This is a genomic window from Vibrio gelatinilyticus (assembly GCF_022836845.1).
Lineage (GTDB): Bacteria > Pseudomonadota > Gammaproteobacteria > Enterobacterales > Vibrionaceae > Vibrio > Vibrio gelatinilyticus.
This window is the reverse complement of the sequence record NZ_JAJNNZ010000006.1, coordinates 166,328-184,468: the sequence shown is the minus strand read 5'-3', so window position 1 is coordinate 184,468 and position 18,141 is coordinate 166,328. Positions and strand designations below refer to the sequence as shown.

Genomic DNA, 18,141 nt, shown 5'->3' with positions numbered 1-18,141 from the left:
GTTTTACATCAAGGTGCGACATCATTCATCAAGATCGGATCCTTCTTGCTCATTAGCCAATATTTGTTGATCTAAATCAATACTTTTGGGTGGCGCATCTCGTTAAATACACCACAATATATAGTGCCAATCAAATAATAAACAACCCTATATAGTGTGTTTGTGGATAAGTCTGTGAGTATACTTAGGGTAAGGAGAAAGGGTGAAACCAATCGTAATCAAGAGAGACGGCTCTCGTGCTCCGTTTACAAAGGATCGTATAGAAGCTGCTGTTGTAAGTGCAGCAGAACATGCAGACAAGGAGCTTGAACTGTACGCGAAAGAAGTGGCGTTGGCAGTCGAGGTCAAACTGAATGATTACGATGAGGTGGATATTCAGGAGATCCAAAGACTCGTTGAAAACGAGCTAATGCAAGGACCTTATAAAGGCTTAGCGCGTTCTTACATAGAGTATCGTCATGACCGAGATATCGCCCGTGAAAAGAAAAGCGCTCTGACTAAAGAGATCGAAGGCTTAATTGAAGAAAGTAATGCCGATCTCCTTAACGAGAATGCTAATAAAGACGGCAAAGTGATTCCGACTCAGCGAGATTTGTTAGCAGGTATCGTCGCTAAGCATTACGCGAAAACGCGTATATTACCGCGCGATATCGTACAAGCGCATGAATCTGGTGATATTCACTATCATGACTTGGATTACGCACCGTTTTTCCCAATGTTCAATTGTATGCTCATTGACCTTCAGGGTATGTTGACGCGCGGCTTTAAAATGGGTAATGCGGAGATTGATACACCTAAGTCAATCTCAACAGCAACGGCAGTGACCGCTCAAATTATTGCTCAGGTTGCGAGTCATATTTACGGTGGCACTACGATTAACCGTATTGACGAAGTTCTAGCGCCGTACGTAAAGGCAAGTTTTGACAAGCACCTTCAAATCGCCCAAGAGTGGGACATTCATAACCCAGAAGCATTTGCGAGTGCCCGCACCGAAAAAGAGTGTTACGACGCCTTTCAATCATTAGAGTACGAAGTAAACACTTTGCATACAGCAAATGGACAAACTCCCTTTGTGACCTTTGGTTTTGGTCTTGGCACAAGTTGGGAATCAAAACTGATTCAGCAATCAATTTTGAAAAATCGCATTGCAGGTCTGGGTAAAAACAGCAAAACAGCAGTCTTTCCTAAATTGGTTTTTGCTATCAAAGATGGCCTTAACCACAAAGAAAGCGACATTAACTATGATGTTAAGCAGCTAGCGTTAGAGTGTGCTTCTAAGCGTATGTATCCTGATATTCTTAACTATGACAAAGTAGTTGAAGTCACTGGGTCATTTAAAACCCCAATGGGCTGTCGTAGCTTCTTAGGTACGTACGAAGAAAATGGCGAACTACAGCACGAAGGCCGTAATAACCTAGGTGTTGTTAGTTTAAACCTTCCCCGCATCGCGATTAAAGCGAAAGGAAGCCTCGATGCGTTTTATGAGATCCTAGATGAGAGAATGTCATTAGCTCGTCGAGCTCTAGAAACGCGAATCAGCCGTTTAGAAAATGTGAAGGCTCGTGTCGCACCTATCCTGTATATGGAAGGAGCATGTGGTGTTCGCTTAAATCCGGACGATTCTATTGCACCCATCTTTAAAAATGGTCGTGCATCGATTTCTTTAGGTTACATTGGTATCCATGAAACGATGACAGCACTATTTGGCACAGAGACACACATGTTTGATGATGCGAAAATTCAAGAATACGCATTAGACATTATCAAATACATGAAAGAAAAAGTGACGAGTTGGGGCGAAGAAACTGGGTATGCCTTTAGCTTGTATGCAACACCAAGCGAAAATCTGTGCAGTCGTTTTTGCCAGATTGATACCAAAGAATTCGGTGTTGTCAAAGGCGTTACTGACAAAGGCTACTACACCAATAGTTTCCACTTGGACGTTGAAAAGAATGTCAATCCATACGACAAGATTGATTTCGAAATGCCGTATCCGGAGATCTCATCGGGCGGGTTTATTTGCTATGGCGAATTCCCGAATATGCAGCGAAACATTGAAGCCCTTGAGAATGTATGGGACTACAGTTACAGCCGAGTTCCTTACTACGGAACTAACACACCAATAGATGAATGCTATGAGTGTGGCTATACGGGGGAGTTTGATTGTACTAGCAAAGGCTTTACATGCCCTAAATGTGGCAATCATGACGCAACAAAAGTTTCAGTGACACGCCGTGTCTGCGGATACCTGGGCAGTCCTGATGCAAGGCCATTTAACTTCGGTAAACAAGAAGAAGTTAAACGCCGTGTGAAACACCTATAAAGAAACCTAAGTAACAGTGAGCGACAGTAAACAATGAATTACCACCAGTATCATCCAATTGACGTTGTAAATGGACCCGGTACGCGCTGTACGCTCTTTGTCTCAGGCTGCGAGCATCAATGCAGAGGTTGCTATAATCAAGCGACCTGGTCCCCAAGCTCTGGTCATCCTTTCACACAGCAACTCGAAGACAGGATCATCGCGGATCTTAATGACTCTCGAGTTCAAAGAAGAGGACTGTCGCTGTCTGGCGGGGATCCTTTACACCCCCAAAACGTTGCGGCTATTTTAAAACTGGTTGAACGTGTAAAGTCGGAATGCCCTGACAAAGACATTTGGCTATGGTCAGGTTATCTTCTTGGCGAGCTGACTGAAGCCCAGCAGGCTATCGTTGACCAAGTCAATGTACTTGTTGATGGCAAATTTGAACAAGATTTAGCCGATCCAGCGCTTGACTGGCGAGGCAGTTCAAACCAAATTATTCATTGCTTCAAATTGGAATAATAGAATTCACTATTTTGTATCGCTCAGACAGCAAAAAAGAGTTCTTATTTTTTTAAACTAGTGTTAACGTGAGCCCACTACTTGAATTTCAAAGGGTTGTGACTTTCATGTTTTCCCATTTACCCGAGCCAGTTCTCGATCCAATTTTATCTCTTTCAGTTGCTTATCGTAATGATCCCCGCGTGGACAAAGTTGACCTAGGCATAGGTGTCTATCGCAATAGCGAAGGGCAAACACCTATCATGGCAGCTGTCGAAAAGGCACAAGAAATCGTCACTCAAACACAAAAAACCAAAGCGTATGTTGGCCTTGCTGGTTGTGAAGAGTTTAACGCATCTATCGCCAGGGTTGTGCTAGGTGATACTCCTGTTTATGACAGAATGTCGGTCATTCAAACTCCGGGTGCTAGCGGTGGCCTTAGAATGTTGGGTGATTTACTGCATGTCGCACAGCCAACGACCACAGTATGGCTGTCTAATCCAAGCTATGTTAACCACCAACCTGTAATGGAAGCGGCTGGTTTACAAGTACGCCATTACCGTTATTTCAGTCCTGAAACAAAACAAGTCGACGTTGCCGCTATGCTTGAGGATATTTCGCAAGCGAAACAGGGGGATGTGGTATTACTGCACGGCTGCTGTCACAACCCTACTGGCGCGGACATCGATCTGGATACCTGGAAATTAGTAACAGAACTTGCCAATAAAAATGGTTTCGTGCCATTTATCGATCTTGCTTATCAAGGTTTTGGTGATGGCCTTGAACAGGACGCTTATGGTTTACGTTACATGGCAGAAAACGTTGAAGAAATGCTGTTAACGACTTCATGTTCTAAGAATTTTGGCTTGTATCGCGAGCGAACGGGCGCTGCTATGGTCATTGGCAAAAATGCTAGAGATGCGGCCAATGCAAAAGGAAAGCTTCTGACACTTGCTCGCTCGACATACACGATGCCGCCCGATCATGGTGCCGCATTAGTCAAAACGATTTTGACCAACAGTGAACTTGATTCGCTGTGGCGACGCGAATTGTCAGAAATGCAGCAAAGATTAAAAGATCTTCGTTCAGGATTATGTAATGAGTTAAGAAACATCCAATTATCTGACAAATTTGATTTTATTCTACAACACAAAGGTATGTTCACTGTGCTAGGATTTACAGCACAACAAATGCTACAGCTTCGTGAAGAATTTGGAATTTACGGTGTTGGCGATGGCCGCATTAATATTGCTGGTTTATCCGAGACACAATTACCTTATGTCGCAAAAGCGATAGCAGCAGTGGGCGAGTAAATAGCCACAGTTGTATAGAATTTGTTGCGATGATTAAGTGACAAGTTTTAGCAAAATTAATAACGTTAGAAATCACAAGAATAACCGTTTAAGAAGGTGAATCAATGAAGCCGTGGAAAGCGATTTTACCAATCATGTTGTCAGGTGGTTTGGTGGCGTGTTCAAGCACTCCCACCGAAGAGACTGAAGTACAAACTAAGCCTCAAGTCGAGGAGACTCAACCTGAAAGAGTGGATGGTTCTGACTCGTCAACCGTCGCTGAAGATAAGCTGATGATTGAGTCTGAAAAAGAAATTGAACAGACTACGCCTAAGAAAGAGGTTGAGCCAGAAGTTAAGCCTGAACCTAAACCAGAGCCAAGACCTTTGCCTAAGAAAACGGTAGAAGGAAAACTGATCCTAGGTGAGCAAGAATATGTTCGATTAGCTGATTTAAAAATCACCACTAAATCTCGCATAGATACAGGTGCAACTACGTCTTCACTTAGCGCAGTCGATATCGTTCCATTTGAAAGAGATGGAAAAGACTGGGTTAAGTTTAAAATTAAGCATGACGGTGTTGAGTCAAAGGAAATAAACCTCCCTGTAGAGCGTTGGGTGAAGGTTAAGCAATCAAGTTCAGATGGAACAGACAAACGTGCTGTTGTGTCAACCGTTATTCAAATTGGTGACATGCGCGAGAAGACCGAGTTTACTTTGGCCGATCGTACTCACTTAAAATATCCAGTATTACTTGGACGTAGCTTCTTTAGAGACGTTGCAGTAGTCGATGTTAGCCGAAAATACGTGCAACCAAAACCGAGCAGTAAATAAACTAAAAAGGGCTTTCGTTAGAAAGCCCTTTTTTAACTGTATGGAATAAACTTAGTAAGTGTAATTCATATCAAGCGTAGTCAAACTAGAACCCGAATCGTACTGACATCACAGCTTGAGTGCCATAAATACCACCATCTTTCACATCCACCCCTAAAGATAGTTGGTCTGTTGAGTGAAAACGTGCGCCAATATCCCATATAAATCTAGTTTTATCGTTGCCATTCAGCATACCGATCTGCCCGACGACTTCGACCTGTTGCATTAACCAAACTCGTGTTCCGATGTTGAATTCTGACAAAAAGCTGGTATCTAAGCCTTCGTCACCTTTGTACTTAACGTTATGGATTAATAATTGTCCGTAAGTATCTGCGAATTGATTAATTGGCCCATTAAACCCAAGCCCTCCGGCAATATCCCAATCGCCTTCAAAGCGACTGTCAGCTTTGACGATAAAATGAGTATTCTGCGTAAAATAGGTAGAGAACTCGGCTCCTGTGGTGCCAGGATCTGCTCCCAAGCGGACCTGGAAAGAGTTATAGTTGAAATTATTGGCTTGAACTACAACAGGCGCGATGACCGCGATGCATAGTAGTGCCCGACGAGTTGCTTTACCTAGCATGAAAACTCCATGGTGTGTATCTATCGATATAGGTCCGATTAATGCGAGTCCTCGTTAAATATAAAAAGGTCCGCAATATGCAGACCTTTTTATACTATGTACAAGATTTATTTACAATATTTGAATGTGGTCAACTTCTATTTCTGGCGTGTTTCCGCCCTCATATTCACCAAAAATACGTATTCTAGTTTCATTATTTAGAGCCTGCTCCAAATATACATCATCGAGTTCAACTTGGATGTCAGTTTCGGAATCTGAAAAAATAAAGGTGTCTTTGTTTATTTGACGAACAATGTAACCATCAACAATGACATTTTTTTCAGTAAACATACTGGTATCGTTTAATAGCTCAGCGACGGATGTTGTTTCAATAGCACCAGTATAAGCTAGAGGTTTTTGTTGTTCATGATGGTGATTGCCTCCCGCTAGTGTAAGAGTCGGTGTCATAATCATTGCTGAAGTAAGAGCAAATGTAATAATTGTTTTTTTCATTGTTAGCTACCTGTTTTATGGGCTGTTTCGTTATGATTCTATTTAACGACTTTTCGGCTGAACTGGTACTGAGTGTTGTATTCATATTGAGTTCAGCTATTTGTCGTTGGGTTAAACGGTTAAAAAAGGTAAACTGATGAACGAGGTTTTCAGACGTTATTCAAGGACATAGACATTTGCAACAACATATTTTAATGGTCCAAGGGACAACTTCCGACGCAGGAAAAAGCGTCCTGGTTGCTGGCCTATGCCGAGTGTTATCAAGAAAGGGCATCTTGGTTGCGCCATTTAAGCCGCAAAATATGGCACTGAACAGCGGGGTGACAGCTGATGGAGGAGAAATAGGCCGCGCTCAAGTTGTGCAAGCTCAGGCGGCAAAGGTTGAACCCACGGTTGATATGAATCCTGTATTGATCAAACCAAACTCAGACACGGGGGCGCAAATCATTGTTCAAGGTAAGGTATATGGTAACCTTGATGCGGTTGGCTTTCATGGCTACAAGAAAATAGCGATGCCATATGTACTCGAATCATTTTCGAACCTAAAATCACAGTATGACAGTGTCATCATTGAGGGAGCTGGTAGTCCGGCTGAAATTAACCTGCGCGAAAATGACATCGCAAATATGGGTTTTGCTGAAGCAGCGGATGTGCCGGTGATCATTGTTGCTGATATTGATAGGGGCGGTGTTTTCGCGCACCTCTACGGAACTCTTGCGCTTTTGTCCAAATCAGAACAGCAGCGAGTTGTTGGTTTTGTTATCAACCGATTTCGTGGCGACATTGCGTTACTTGAACCGGGCCTTAAATGGCTAGAAAACAAAACGGGTAAACCTGTTATTGGAGTTATTCCATATCTGCATGGGCTTAATATTGAGGCCGAGGATGCTATCGATACTAAACAAGTTCACGGAAATCAGTCAAAAATAACGGTTGTTGTACCTGTCTTTACACGAATTAGTAACCATACTGATTTCGATGCGTTTCGTTTACATCCAGATATCAATTTTCGTTACGTAGGCAAAGGGGAAGCGTTGGGTGCTGCCGATTTGATCATTTTGCCTGGCACTAAATCAGTTCGTGACGATTTGAGTTATATGCGAGAGCAGGGTTGGGACAAGGAGTTATTGCGTCATCTGAGATTCGGTGGGAAGGTCATTGGGATTTGTGGCGGTTATCAAATGCTAGGAAAGACTATCTCAGATCCAACGGGTATTGAAGGTCAGGTCGGAGAGAGTATTGGCTTAGGTCTGTTGGACGTTTATACAGAGTTGAAAAACACAAAGCAACTGACCAATGTGCACGGAACACTGACCTTGAACAATAGTACTTATTCGGTTAAAGGATATGAGATACATGTAGGTAGCAGCGTCGTATCCAACAAAGTACAACCAGTGAAGTTGTCGACTGGTCAGTCTGACGGCGCACTGAGTGACTGTGGGCAAGTTCTTGGAACATACTTGCATGGATTCTTCGACAACCCTGACATTCTAAACGCTGTGGTTGAATGGAGTAATGGTCAATCAGTATCGAATTTTTCTGTATTAGACGAGAAAGAGCACGCAATTGATCGGATTGCAGATGCTATCGAACAACACCTTGATCTCGAAAAACTATGGTCATTAAAGGTCTGATAATATGAAGTTTAAACTCCTGTTAGTGTGCCTTTTGGTGACGTTGTCACAGGTTGTAATGGCTGAAAAGCTAAAAGTTTATGCCGCATCATCGATGACTAACGCTGTCGGAGAACTAATCGACACTTTTTCAAAGAACAGTGGCATAAAAGTCGTCTCAGTATTCGGTGGTTCATCTTCGATAGCTCGTCAGATTGAGCATGGTGCTCCCGTCGATGTTTTTATCTCAGCGAACACTTTATGGGTCGATTACCTTATCGAACAAAAAGTTATTAATGAGGCTTCTAGAACCAATATAGCCAGCAATCGCCTAGTTGTTATTCAAAATAAGACACTTGAAGCAGGAGAAGGATTTGAACTGGAGAATGACTCTGAATGGCTACGATTGCTCAATGAAGGACGCCTTGCTATCGGTAACACCCAATCTGTACCCGTTGGTATTTACTCTAAACAGGTTTTAGAGAATCTTGAGGTGTGGAATAGCGTTTTAACAAGTCTGGCACCAGTTAACAATGTTAGGCAGGTGTTAGCGCTTGTCGAAAGAGGCGAAACTCCATTGGGAATCGTTTATAAAACGGATGCACTACAAAGTGATAAGGTTCGAGTGATTGCTGAAGTGGATTCATCATTACACCAACAAATTGTTTATCCGATGGTTATCGTTAAACCGAGCAAGGCTTCTGTGGGTTTTTCTGCATTTGTGAAATCACCCCAAGGAAAAGCAATCCTACAGCGCTACGGATTTGATACGCTTTAAATGAGCATGAAGAAACGGTACTGAACATGATATTAACGGAATATGAGTCACAGGCACTTTTTCTGAGTTTAAAAGTCGCAGCGGCATCGATTTTGTGGTTAATCCCAATAGGGCTATTGTTCTCTTGGCTATTAAGCCGAAAAGAGTTTAAAGGAAAAAGTGTATTAGACAGTGTTGTCCATTTACCCTTGGTTTTGCCCCCTGTTGTGATTGGTTATCTGCTGCTAATCCTTATGGGGAGAAACGGTGTTGTGGGCAGTTGGTTATATAAATACTTCGGTATTTCTTTTAGTTTCAGTTGGAAAGGTGCTGTTCTTGCGTGCATTGTTGTTTCTTTACCTTTGATGGTGAGGTCTATACGCTTATCGATGGACAGCGTTGATAACAAACTTGAACAAGCCGCGCGAACACTTGGGGCGTCCCCATTGAAGGTGTTCTTTACTATTACATTACCTCTCATCGTTCCCGGTATTATTAGTGGTAGTATGTTGTCGTTTGCTCGTAGCTTAGGAGAATTTGGCGCTACGATAAGTTTTGTCTCAAATATTCCTGGCGAAACCCAGACTATTCCCTTAGCTATGTTTAATTTCCTAGAAACTCCTGGAGCTGAAATGGCCGCAGCACGGTTGTGCGCAATTTCAATTGGTTTATCACTATTGTCTCTATTGTGCTCCGACCGATTGAATCAGTGGATGTCACGTCGTTTAGGAGTGTTACGATGAGAGAAAAGATCGTAATTAAGATTAGTAAAAAATTTGACGCTAGAAACTTTTGCATTGAATGTGAGTTGCCTTCCAGTGGCATCACTGCGATATTTGGCCGTTCGGGAGCTGGAAAAACAACATTAATCAATGCGGTAAGTGGTTTACTGACTCCTGACAGTGGAATGATTACGGTTGGCGATAGAGTTCTGTTTTGTAAAAAGTCCAAAGTGAATATTGACATTGAGGATAGGCGCGTTGGTTACGTTTTTCAGGATGCGCGCTTATTTCCTCATATGAATGTCCAACGTAATCTCGAATATGGCATCAGAGAGTCCGACACGTCTTTTTTTCAAGAGATCATTGAATTACTGGGTCTTAGTGAACTTCTATATCGGCACCCATCAGAACTGTCCGGAGGCGAAAAGCAACGCGTATCGATTGGTAGAGCCTTATTAAGTAAGCCCGATGTTTTGTTAATGGATGAGCCCCTAGCGTCTTTGGATCTCCCGAGAAAGCGCGATGTTATGCCTTATCTTGAGAGGCTTGCTCAAAATATCAATGTACCGATTCTATATGTAACCCATAGCTTAAATGAGATCCTTAGGTTGTCTAATCATATGGTTATCGTAGACGACGGTAGGGTAGTTGAGTCTGGGCCAATTGAAAAAGTGTGGCGTTCACCAAGCATGAAACCATGGCATGCCTTCTCCGAGCAGAGCTCGCTTTTTAAAGGGATTATCTCAGACCAAAATAAACATTACGCGCTGACTAAAGTATCCCTATCGGCAGATATTCATTTATGGGTTCAATTCATCGAAGGGGAGATAGGCGATGCTGTGCGTCTAAGAGTTCGTGCAACAGATGTTTCGATTACACTAGAAAAGCCGGCAAAGACCTCGATAAGAAATGTTATAAACTGTGACGTTGTCACTGTTGGCGGGGATTCAAATAATACCCATCGCCGAAGTGCAGAGGTCAGCCTTAAGCTTGCAGAGGACTGTTATTTGAATGCTGTTGTGACCCAATGGGCAGTAGAGGAACTTGATATCAGACCGGGAATGACGGTCTATGCACAAATAAAAGGTGTGAGTGTCGCACAGCGAGATATTGCTTTGGAAAGGTGATAGTTGAAAAGGCCGGCGTGAATGCTGGCCTATCCTTAATATTGTGTTACTTGGTGAAAACTTCTTTGAAATCGCGCTTTAAGATAGCATCACGACGTGCTTTCTTTATTTGCTTGACCATGTCTTTGACGCAGTTATGCAATACTTGATCAAGTAACTGTGCACGATACTCTTCTTTTCCTTCTTCAGTCATATCCTCTGGCAACTTCAATGTAGGAAACTCTTCCATAACATTAACACCAGCAAAGGCCTGGCTTACAGAAATCAAAGCATGAAATTGTTCGAAATTATCTAGGATATTCTGTGCACTGGCTGGTAGTGAATCCCACGATTCTCTCACTGCTTCTTCCGAAACCTCATGAATAGAGACCACCATATGATGAAGCTCTTCGGGTACCGCATCGAATTCAATAACTTGGCGCAACTCTGGCGATACTGTAGAGAGGTCTACTTTAGCCTGCTCATTATTTACAACTTCTGACATAGTCATTTCTCATCATGTATAAAGATGAGGGATATGCTAGGAGAACCAGATGAAAAGTCAATAGAGGTTTCACAAGAACTTGAGCTTTAAGGTAAGTGCTATGCATATAGGTATCAGTAGAAAATATGTGTTATAAGTTAATAATGTGGCCAACTTAAGCGATGGATGAGGTATGGCGGCGATAAAGTCTTCAATGAGAGTTTTGTTAATAGATGATGCACAAGTAGAACGTCTGCAGTTGCAATTACGGCTTAAGAAACTTGGTCATGAAGTAGAAACGGCGGCAAGTGGGCAAGAAGCTTTAGAAATGTACCAGGACTTCGATCCTGAACTCGTCCTTCTGGACATCACTATGCCAGAAATGGACGGCTTTCAGGTCGCAATGAAGATCAGACAATCTTTCCAAGATTGGATACCCATAATATTTTTGAGTGGTCATGACGATCCTGAAATGATCGCACAAGCCATTAACGCGGGCGGAGATGACTACCTGGTAAAACCTGTAAATAAGTTGGTTTTGCAATCTAAGCTAACGGCAATGCAACGTATTGCTTTAATGAGGCGGGAGTTAAAGCAAACTTCAGCGGAACTCGAGTTACTCAACAAAACTCTGCAACATCAAGCGAATGAAGATGGTTTAACTAAACTGTTTAATCGGCGGTTTATGGATAGCAAACTTAAAGAGTTGATTAAATTGCACGGTCGTCATCAAACACCCATGACCGTCATGTTACTTGATGTAGACCACTTCAAAGCATACAACGACAATTATGGCCATACGGCGGGTGATGACTGTTTAATAAAAATCGCCGACACGTTAGAACAGCTGTTTAGTCGAAGTGGCGAATATGTCGGACGCTATGGTGGCGAAGAATTTGTGATTTTTTTCAGTCAATCAGGGAAAAAGAGCGCTGAAGAAAATGCCAAACGCATTTTGGCGAATATGTGTCAGTTATCCATACCTCATGAGCACTCAGACACAAAGCCATACGTGACAGTGTCGCTTGGTGTGTTTTGTTATACGCCGTACGGGGATGAAGCACTAGCAAGTCTCTACCAGGCCGCAGACCAAAGATTGTATGCGGCAAAACACAACGGCCGAGATTGCTACGTACTAGAGCTCCCTGCTGGTTAATTTGGAACCAGAAAGGAATTGAATTACCTTTCGCTGTTAGCAAATAGACGGACTTATCATTGCGATTTCATCAACTACTTTTACTTTTCTTAGTGACCTCGACTCAGCAGGCTTATGGTGATGAGCGTTATCGAAGCTTCCTCGAAGATATGTTTGCGGGCGCGATTATCTTAAGTGACAGTGATGTATTCACAGTTGGCTTTAAAGATTTCGATCCCAATCAGTACTTAAATATTGATAACGAAGATATAGGTTCGTCGGAAGCTCTCGATCTAAGAAAAAGTTTTGACGTAACGACTCTACCTTGGTCTGTAGAATTGGAAGCCGATGAGTATAATATTAGCCGAAGTGTGGTATTTAGGTTTTCTGCTTTGAGTGCACGCGGTGATATTGTCAAGATTCCGAATGAGACTCCAGATCAGCATGATGAATGGATTTACGGAGGGTTTATTGGTTATGAACAGAAAATTCCCATTACGCAACACTGGTCTTTTGTTACAGGGTTAGGCGCTCATGTGCAATACTATCAAAGTAGCTATAGTTACAACTCGGCACTAACTCAAGAATACTTGAGGCCTGTTATCGATGGGTTACTTGTTAACACATCAGCGTGGGCGGCAGTGTGGCAGCCTAAGCTAAAGTTTCAATACGACAAGCCAGTGGGTTGGGGTGAATGGAAGTTGGCTTCAACGTATAACTACTATACAGGTACAGCTTGGGGGCAAGCTAATAATGGCAATGTAGGTGCCCCAGAAGGGTGGTACTTTAGTAATGAGGTAAAACTATTTTTTGATGTAACGCGTTGGGGGCGAGCCGTACAGACCTTATATACAAGTGCAAGACGCGTCGACATCGGAGGTAATTCTATCGATGTGTTCAATACGGCTAATTACTATGAAGCCAGTGTAGGGTGGTTGATGTCGCCACCTTTCAAAACCGACCTGTTTGAAAATGTAGGTTTAGGGCTAACAGTTAACTATGGAAGTGCGTTGAAAGGGGGGAGTTTGGTACTTTTTTTCAACCAAGAATAAGCTAACGGGAAAATACCACTCGGTTTCTACCTTGTTCTTTAGCTTTGTAAAGAGCATTGTCCGCTAACTTCATAACGGCTTCGGGATCGCGCGTCGTCCTGCTGTCAGCAGCGCCGATACTAATCGTCACATTAACAGACTTCGTTTTATTACTGATTCCTCTTCTTGCCGCTCCATCTGAAGCTTTATCAGGGCGGGCAGACGTATCGCGAAGAACCATTTCGTAGTGTTGGATCTCTTCTCTTAATTCTTCTAAATCGCGTTTACATTCTTTGGTTGTTTTTCCCTTGAAAAGAATAGTGAACTCTTCACCACCATAGCGATAAATTTTCGCGTTCCCACTGAGCATCTGCATACGAGATGCAACCAATTTTAATACGTCATCGCCGGTTTCGTGCCCATATGTGTCATTAAATTTTTTGAAATAGTCGATATCGAGCATCGCTATAGTGAACTTTCTGCCCATATGTTTTATGTCTAATTCAAGAGCTCGTCGACCTGGGATATTGGTGAGGCGGTCATTAAATGCCATGTAGTAAGTTGTCGAAATCAAATAAATCACCATCAATGCACCTGATAGGGAAAATAGCATGCAAGAGATATATGGCACGTGAAAAAAACTAAAGGTGGCACTAGATAAAAGCACACTGGAATAGATAACGACGTCGATTGACCGGTTGTAGTTGAGAACAAATATACCCCCAATGCCTGTCATAGCTAAGCAGTACAAAACCAGTACTACGGGCAGTTTAGACAACGTATCAACAGAATACAGTAGGTCCTGCCCAAAGCTGTCAAAACCACCTGTATAAAAATGCGTCAAGATAAGAGAAGACCATGACGCAAAAATTAATAATATAAAAATGAATGCAGCGACGCCCCGACTAAAAAGTTTAGTGTCACGAAACAAAAAAGGCAGTGTACACGAAACTGGCAATAAAAAGGCCAGGATAGACAGTTCCAATAATGTGGTTCCTGTCGATAAGGGAGTTTGAAGGCGAGTTTGTATAACTGTATATGCGGCAATCATGGCTAAAGCAACCATCGCTATGCGACCTTGCTTAAATAAGTGCGTCAAGACTAAAGAAGAACCGAATAAGAAATACGGAAGGTTTACAGAGAACCCTCGATTGTGTTCTATAAAAGACGCGATAGGTGAATACAAGGCCATCGTTACCGCAAGTAACAATAGCGGTAAAAACAGACGGCTTGAATTTGAACTGACTAAAGGTAATGACATTTAAAACGAGAGCTCTAATTACTCAATAATTAACGATTTGCTTACACTAAGCATACGATAATTTGATGATTTGCCAAGTAAATTCTTGTTTATGGATTTCATTTTCGGTACCCATGTTATACATCTGGAAACGCATAAGACAGTTACGTGAGCAGCAACTGAAGGTTTGGCTTATCGCTATTTTTGTCTTTGATACGGTTACTTCAATAATCATTGATTGACTTAGAACGATTTCGCCCACCTGTACGGCATTTATTAGATAGAGATGTTGACGCTTACTTATAAACGCTACAACATAGAATAGTAGTTAGTTATCAAGTTTCTAGGAGTCAATAAAGTGGTTTTTTTTTCTAAGCTTTTTGGAAGTAACAAAGAGAATAATACAAAGGTTGTAGAACCTGTTGAGTATAAAGGGTTCTTGATTTACCAAGATTCACTCGCTGAAAATGGTCAATATCGGATTGCTGGAAAAATTACTAAAGAAATTGAAGGCGAATTGAAGGAACATCGTTTCATCCGTTCTGATGTTGTCTCTGGTAAGGGTGACGCTGATGACTTGATGCTAAAAAAGGCGCAAATGTTCATCGACCAAATGGGTGATGGGATATTTGGGTGATCCTAAAGTTGTATCTTCTCCTCTGACCTCGTCAAAATGACGAATTCATTGACGCTAGTCATATGTTATTGAGCGAGTTTGCTTAGTATTAGCTTCTAACGTGAACATTCACTGTTAAAATGAGTTATCGCAGTGGTATGACCTCTGCTTTGCCCTAAATGTGTTGTTTTTTTACTGATATAAATTGAAAATCTTTCATTCCTCAAGGTTATATGTAATGAAATTTTGTATTTTTGTTACAAAAGGCTTGATGTTAAGTGCTTCATTAGTTTAAAAAAGAATAATCATTCTGCCAATAGTCAAGGAATAGCTATGCAAATTGGTGTGCCAAAAGAGGTGCTCGCGCACGAAACGCGAGTGGCTGCTACGCCCAAGTCGGTCGAGCAGTTAATTAAATTGGGATTTGATGTCTCAATTGAATTGCAAGCAGGCTTGCTTGCGAGTTTTGATAACGCAGCATATGAAGCTGTTGGTGCAAAACTTGTCTCTACAGAGGATGTATGGAATTCAGACCTTATCCTTAAAGTTAATGCTCCATCAGATGAAGAGATTCAACTGATCAAAGACGGTGCCAGTCTAGTCAGCTTCATTTGGCCCGCTCAGAACCCAGAGTTGCTAGAGAAATTGTCCAGCAAAAACATCAACGTTATGGCTATGGATTCAGTGCCACGTATTTCGCGCGCCCAAGCGCTTGATGCACTGAGCTCTATGGCAAACATTGCTGGTTACCGTGCTGTAGTTGAAGCCGCTCATGAGTTTGGCCGTTTCTTTACGGGACAAATTACGGCAGCAGGTAAGGTTCCGCCAGCAAAAGTTCTTGTAGCGGGGGCAGGAGTCGCTGGTCTTGCTGCGATCGGCGCTGCCGGAAGCTTAGGGGCTATAGTTCGTTCGTTTGATGTTCGCCCTGAAGTAAAAGAGCAAGTTCAGTCTATGGGGGCTGAATTCCTTGAAGTTGATTTTAAGGAAGATTCTGGTTCCGGTGATGGATACGCCAAGGAAATGTCTGAAGAGTTCAATAAGAAAGCTGAAGAACTCTATGCTGAGCAAGCTAAAGATGTCGATATCATTATCACAACAGCACTGATCCCAGGTCGCCCAGCGCCTAAATTGATCACCCAAGAAATGGTTGATTCGATGAAAGCGGGCAGTGTTATTGTGGATTTGGCAGCAGCTAACGGTGGTAACTGCGAATATACAGTGGCAGACAAAGTCATCACCACAGACAATGGTGTGAAAGTTGTTGGTTACACAGACATGGTTGGCCGTCTTCCAACTCAATCATCTCAACTCTACGCCACTAACTTGGTCAACTTGTTGAAACTTCTTTGCAAAGAGAAAGATGGCAACATTGATATCGATTTTGAAGATGTAGTACTGCGTGGGGTTACAGTCGTAAAAGAAGGCGAGGTTACTTGGCCTGCACCGCCAATTAAGGTTTCAGCGCAACCGCAAGCTAAGCCTGCTGAGCCAGTTCATGCAGAACCAAAAGTTGAAGAACCAACTTCACCCGCTAAAAAGCTAATCGGCTTGGCTGCAGGTTTGGGTGCTTTTGCTTGGGTAGCGTCTGTAGCTCCGGCTGCCTTTTTGTCACATTTCACTGTATTTGTATTAGCTTGTGTGGTTGGTTACTACGTTGTTTGGAATGTAACACATGCTTTACATACACCGTTAATGTCGGTAACTAATGCAATTTCCGGCATTATTGTCGTTGGCGCATTGTTACAGATTGGACAAGGAAGTGGCGTTGTCACTTTTCTGTCTTTCATCGCTGTTCTTATCGCAAGCATAAATATATTCGGTGGCTTTACGGTGACCAAGCGTATGCTAGAAATGTTCCGTAGAGATAAATAGGAGTAACACATGTCTGCAGGATTAGTACAAGCGGCATATATTGTTGCTGCTTTATTCTTTATTATGAGTTTGGCTGGGTTGTCAAAGCAAGAATCCGCGCGTGCCGGAAACTACTACGGTATCACGGGTATGGCGATTGCGCTTATCGCGACGATCTTTAGTCCTGACGCCCAAGGTTTTACCTGGGTTATCATCGCTATGGTGATCGGTGGCGGTATCGGCATTTTCTACGCTAAGAAAGTAGAAATGACAGAAATGCCGGAGCTAGTGGCGATACTTCACAGCTTTGTTGGTATGGCTGCTGTATTAGTTGGCTATAACAGTTATATCGATGCCCCTGAAGCGGCGACTCATGCTGAACACGTCATTCATTTGGTTGAAGTATTCCTTGGTGTCTTCATTGGAGCGGTGACTTTCACTGGTTCTATTGTAGCATTCGGGAAATTGCGCGGAATCATTTCGTCCTCTGCATTAAATCTACCTCACAAACACAAAATGAACTTAGCCGCATTAATTGCCTCGGCAGTGCTGCTAACTCAATTCGTTAACGCTGATGGTAGCATGTTTGCGCTGATAGTGATGACGCTAATCGCTTTTGTGTTTGGTTACCACTTGGTTGCATCTATTGGTGGCGCTGACATGCCAGTAGTTGTGTCTATGCTCAACTCCTACTCAGGTTGGGCTGCAGCTGCAGCGGGCTTCATGTTAGCAAATGATCTTCTAATCGTTACCGGTGCACTGGTCGGCTCTTCAGGTGCAATTCTTTCTTACATCATGTGTAAAGCAATGAACCGTTCGTTCATAAGCGTTATTGCAGGTGGTTTTGGGCAAGATGTGGTTGTTTCTGATTCTGATGAAGACCAAGGTGAACACACAGAATGCTACGCTGAAGATGTCGCAGATATGCTAAACAATTCTAAGTCAGTTATCATCACACCAGGATATGGCATGGCAGTTGCGCAGGCTCAGTATCCGGTACATGAGATTACAGAAAAGCTTAGAGCAAAAGGTATAGACGTTCGATTTGGTATTCACCCGGTGGCTGGCCGTTTACCAGGTCACATGAACGTACTACTCGCTGAAGCAAAAGTTCCGTATGATATTGTATTAGAAATGGACGAAATTAACGAAGATTTCGAACAGACTGATACAGTATTGGTTATCGGAGCCAATGATACCGTTAACCCAGCTGCTCTTGAAGATCCAAATAGCCCAATCGCTGGTATGCCGGTACTAGAAGTTTGGAATGCAAAGAATGTCATTGTCTTTAAACGTTCAATGAACACAGGTTACGCAGGTGTTCAAAACCCGTTGTTCTTTAAAGATAACACGATGATGTTGTTTGGTGATGCTAAAGAAAGTGTAGATGCAATTTCCAAAGCTCTATAACATCTAAATAATTTAGATAAGCCAGCGCTAGCTGGCTTTTTTTTCTTCAATCTAAGCCAAAAAGAAGGTTTGACACAGATTTAACGTGCACTGTTTTGAATTGTTGCCGATAATAGCCAATAAACAGGCCG

At 42.5% G+C, this 18,141-nt stretch carries 17 protein-coding genes; 13 read left to right on the top strand and 4 right to left on the bottom strand.

The window, feature by feature from the left end; genetic code table 11:
- Positions 1-202: 202 nt before the first annotated feature.
- The 4 genes from nrdD (at position 203) to LNL84_RS10065 (ending at position 4,931) form a co-directional block, all read left to right on the top strand.
- Positions 203-2,323: an anaerobic ribonucleoside-triphosphate reductase gene (gene nrdD, locus LNL84_RS10080; protein ID WP_244357112.1), complete on the top strand. Its 2,121-nt coding sequence runs from the start codon at positions 203-205 to the stop codon at positions 2,321-2,323.
- A gap of 33 nt (positions 2,324-2,356) precedes the next feature.
- Positions 2,357-2,827, top strand: coding sequence for an anaerobic ribonucleoside-triphosphate reductase-activating protein (gene nrdG, locus LNL84_RS10075; protein WP_244357111.1), 471 nt, complete (start codon positions 2,357-2,359; stop codon positions 2,825-2,827).
- 107 nt (positions 2,828-2,934) lie between these two features.
- Positions 2,935-4,119 carry an amino acid aminotransferase gene (locus LNL84_RS10070; RefSeq protein WP_244357110.1) on the top strand — a complete coding sequence of 395 codons (1,185 nt, stop codon included), beginning with the start codon at positions 2,935-2,937 and terminating at the stop codon, positions 4,117-4,119.
- 104 nt (positions 4,120-4,223) lie between these two features.
- Positions 4,224-4,931 (top strand): ATP-dependent zinc protease family protein, encoded by a 708-nt coding sequence (locus LNL84_RS10065; protein WP_244357109.1) that lies wholly within the window; start codon positions 4,224-4,226, stop codon positions 4,929-4,931.
- A gap of 85 nt (positions 4,932-5,016) precedes the next feature.
- Here the strand turns inward: LNL84_RS10065 and LNL84_RS10060 are convergent, their stop codons facing one another.
- Together LNL84_RS10060 and LNL84_RS10055 are read right to left on the bottom strand one after the other, a co-directional pair.
- Positions 5,017-5,553, bottom strand: a complete 537-nt coding sequence (locus LNL84_RS10060) for a hypothetical protein (RefSeq protein WP_244357108.1) — start codon at positions 5,551-5,553, stop codon at positions 5,017-5,019.
- 111 nt (positions 5,554-5,664) lie between these two features.
- Complete coding sequence (locus LNL84_RS10055; protein WP_244357107.1) at positions 5,665-6,045, bottom strand: YgiW/YdeI family stress tolerance OB fold protein; 381 nt, start codon at positions 6,043-6,045, stop codon at positions 5,665-5,667.
- Between the two features lie 194 nt (positions 6,046-6,239).
- On the opposite strand from LNL84_RS10055, the gene LNL84_RS10050 reads away from it, so the two are divergent.
- Genes LNL84_RS10050 through modC form a run of 4 tightly spaced genes read left to right on the top strand, consistent with a single transcriptional unit; the run spans position 6,240 to position 10,264 of the window.
- Positions 6,240-7,679 (top strand): cobyric acid synthase, encoded by a 1,440-nt coding sequence (locus LNL84_RS10050; protein ID WP_244357141.1) that lies wholly within the window; start codon positions 6,240-6,242, stop codon positions 7,677-7,679.
- Between the two features lie 4 nt (positions 7,680-7,683).
- The gene (gene modA, locus LNL84_RS10045; protein ID WP_244357106.1) at positions 7,684-8,436 is read left to right on the top strand and encodes a molybdate ABC transporter substrate-binding protein; all 753 of its coding nucleotides are present in this window, start codon (positions 7,684-7,686) and stop codon (positions 8,434-8,436) included.
- Between the two features lie 26 nt (positions 8,437-8,462).
- On the top strand, positions 8,463-9,158 hold the full coding sequence (gene modB / locus LNL84_RS10040) for a molybdate ABC transporter permease subunit (RefSeq protein WP_244357105.1): 696 nt from the start codon (positions 8,463-8,465) through the stop codon (positions 9,156-9,158).
- Positions 9,155-10,264, top strand: a complete 1,110-nt coding sequence (modC, locus tag LNL84_RS10035) for a molybdenum ABC transporter ATP-binding protein ModC (RefSeq protein WP_244357104.1) — start codon at positions 9,155-9,157, stop codon at positions 10,262-10,264. Before modB ends, modC begins: the two co-directional genes overlap by 4 nt.
- 46 nt (positions 10,265-10,310) lie before the next feature.
- On the opposite strand, the gene LNL84_RS10030 is transcribed toward modC, so the two are convergent.
- Positions 10,311-10,748, bottom strand: coding sequence for a DUF3069 domain-containing protein (locus LNL84_RS10030; RefSeq protein ID WP_244357103.1), 438 nt, complete (start codon positions 10,746-10,748; stop codon positions 10,311-10,313).
- A 172-nt stretch (positions 10,749-10,920) separates the two neighbouring features.
- On the opposite strand from LNL84_RS10030, the gene LNL84_RS10025 reads away from it, so the two are divergent.
- Complete coding sequence (locus LNL84_RS10025; RefSeq protein WP_244357102.1) at positions 10,921-11,883, top strand: GGDEF domain-containing response regulator; 963 nt, start codon at positions 10,921-10,923, stop codon at positions 11,881-11,883.
- 59 nt (positions 11,884-11,942) lie between these two features.
- Positions 11,943-12,914, top strand: coding sequence for a Solitary outer membrane autotransporter beta-barrel domain (locus tag LNL84_RS10020; RefSeq protein ID WP_244357101.1), 972 nt, complete (start codon positions 11,943-11,945; stop codon positions 12,912-12,914).
- Position 12,915: 1 nt separating this feature from the next.
- On the opposite strand, the gene LNL84_RS10015 is transcribed toward LNL84_RS10020, so the two are convergent.
- Complete coding sequence (locus LNL84_RS10015) at positions 12,916-14,154, bottom strand: GGDEF domain-containing protein (RefSeq protein WP_244357100.1); 1,239 nt, start codon at positions 14,152-14,154, stop codon at positions 12,916-12,918.
- 337 nt (positions 14,155-14,491) lie between these two features.
- Between LNL84_RS10015 and LNL84_RS10010 the strand changes: the two genes are divergently transcribed.
- The 3 genes from LNL84_RS10010 (at position 14,492) to pntB (ending at position 18,010) form a co-directional block, all read left to right on the top strand.
- A complete protein-coding gene (locus LNL84_RS10010) occupies positions 14,492-14,770 on the top strand; it encodes an HlyU family transcriptional regulator (protein WP_244357099.1) in 279 nt (92 codons plus the stop codon).
- Between the two features lie 312 nt (positions 14,771-15,082).
- Entirely contained in the window at positions 15,083-16,621 is a 1,539-nt protein-coding gene (gene pntA / locus LNL84_RS10005; protein ID WP_244357098.1) for a Re/Si-specific NAD(P)(+) transhydrogenase subunit alpha, read from the top strand.
- Positions 16,622-16,630: 9 nt separating this feature from the next.
- Positions 16,631-18,010 carry a Re/Si-specific NAD(P)(+) transhydrogenase subunit beta gene (pntB, locus tag LNL84_RS10000; protein ID WP_244357097.1) on the top strand — a complete coding sequence of 460 codons (1,380 nt, stop codon included), beginning with the start codon at positions 16,631-16,633 and terminating at the stop codon, positions 18,008-18,010.
- The last annotated feature ends 131 nt before the right edge of the window (positions 18,011-18,141 follow it).

Bases quoted from the DNA above. Each gene is read 5' to 3' on its own strand.
- nrdG (WP_244357111.1), top strand. From the start codon at position 2,357: ATGAATTACCACCAGTATCATCCAATTGACGTTGTAAATGGACCCGGT.
- LNL84_RS10070 (WP_244357110.1), top strand. From the start codon at position 2,935: ATGTTTTCCCATTTACCCGAGCCAGTTCTCGATCCAATTTTATCTCTT.
- LNL84_RS10065 (WP_244357109.1), top strand. From the start codon at position 4,224: ATGAAGCCGTGGAAAGCGATTTTACCAATCATGTTGTCAGGTGGTTTG.
- LNL84_RS10060 (WP_244357108.1), bottom strand. From the start codon at position 5,553: ATGCTAGGTAAAGCAACTCGTCGGGCACTACTATGCATCGCGGTCATC.
- LNL84_RS10055 (WP_244357107.1), bottom strand. From the start codon at position 6,045: ATGAAAAAAACAATTATTACATTTGCTCTTACTTCAGCAATGATTATG.
- LNL84_RS10050 (WP_244357141.1), top strand. From the start codon at position 6,240: ATGGTCCAAGGGACAACTTCCGACGCAGGAAAAAGCGTCCTGGTTGCT.
- modA (WP_244357106.1), top strand. From the start codon at position 7,684: ATGAAGTTTAAACTCCTGTTAGTGTGCCTTTTGGTGACGTTGTCACAG.
- modB (WP_244357105.1), top strand. From the start codon at position 8,463: ATGATATTAACGGAATATGAGTCACAGGCACTTTTTCTGAGTTTAAAA.
- modC (WP_244357104.1), top strand. From the start codon at position 9,155: ATGAGAGAAAAGATCGTAATTAAGATTAGTAAAAAATTTGACGCTAGA.
- LNL84_RS10030 (WP_244357103.1), bottom strand. From the start codon at position 10,748: ATGTCAGAAGTTGTAAATAATGAGCAGGCTAAAGTAGACCTCTCTACA.
- LNL84_RS10025 (WP_244357102.1), top strand. From the start codon at position 10,921: ATGGCGGCGATAAAGTCTTCAATGAGAGTTTTGTTAATAGATGATGCA.
- LNL84_RS10015 (WP_244357100.1), bottom strand. From the start codon at position 14,154: ATGTCATTACCTTTAGTCAGTTCAAATTCAAGCCGTCTGTTTTTACCG.
- pntA (WP_244357098.1), top strand. From the start codon at position 15,083: ATGCAAATTGGTGTGCCAAAAGAGGTGCTCGCGCACGAAACGCGAGTG.
- pntB (WP_244357097.1), top strand. From the start codon at position 16,631: ATGTCTGCAGGATTAGTACAAGCGGCATATATTGTTGCTGCTTTATTC.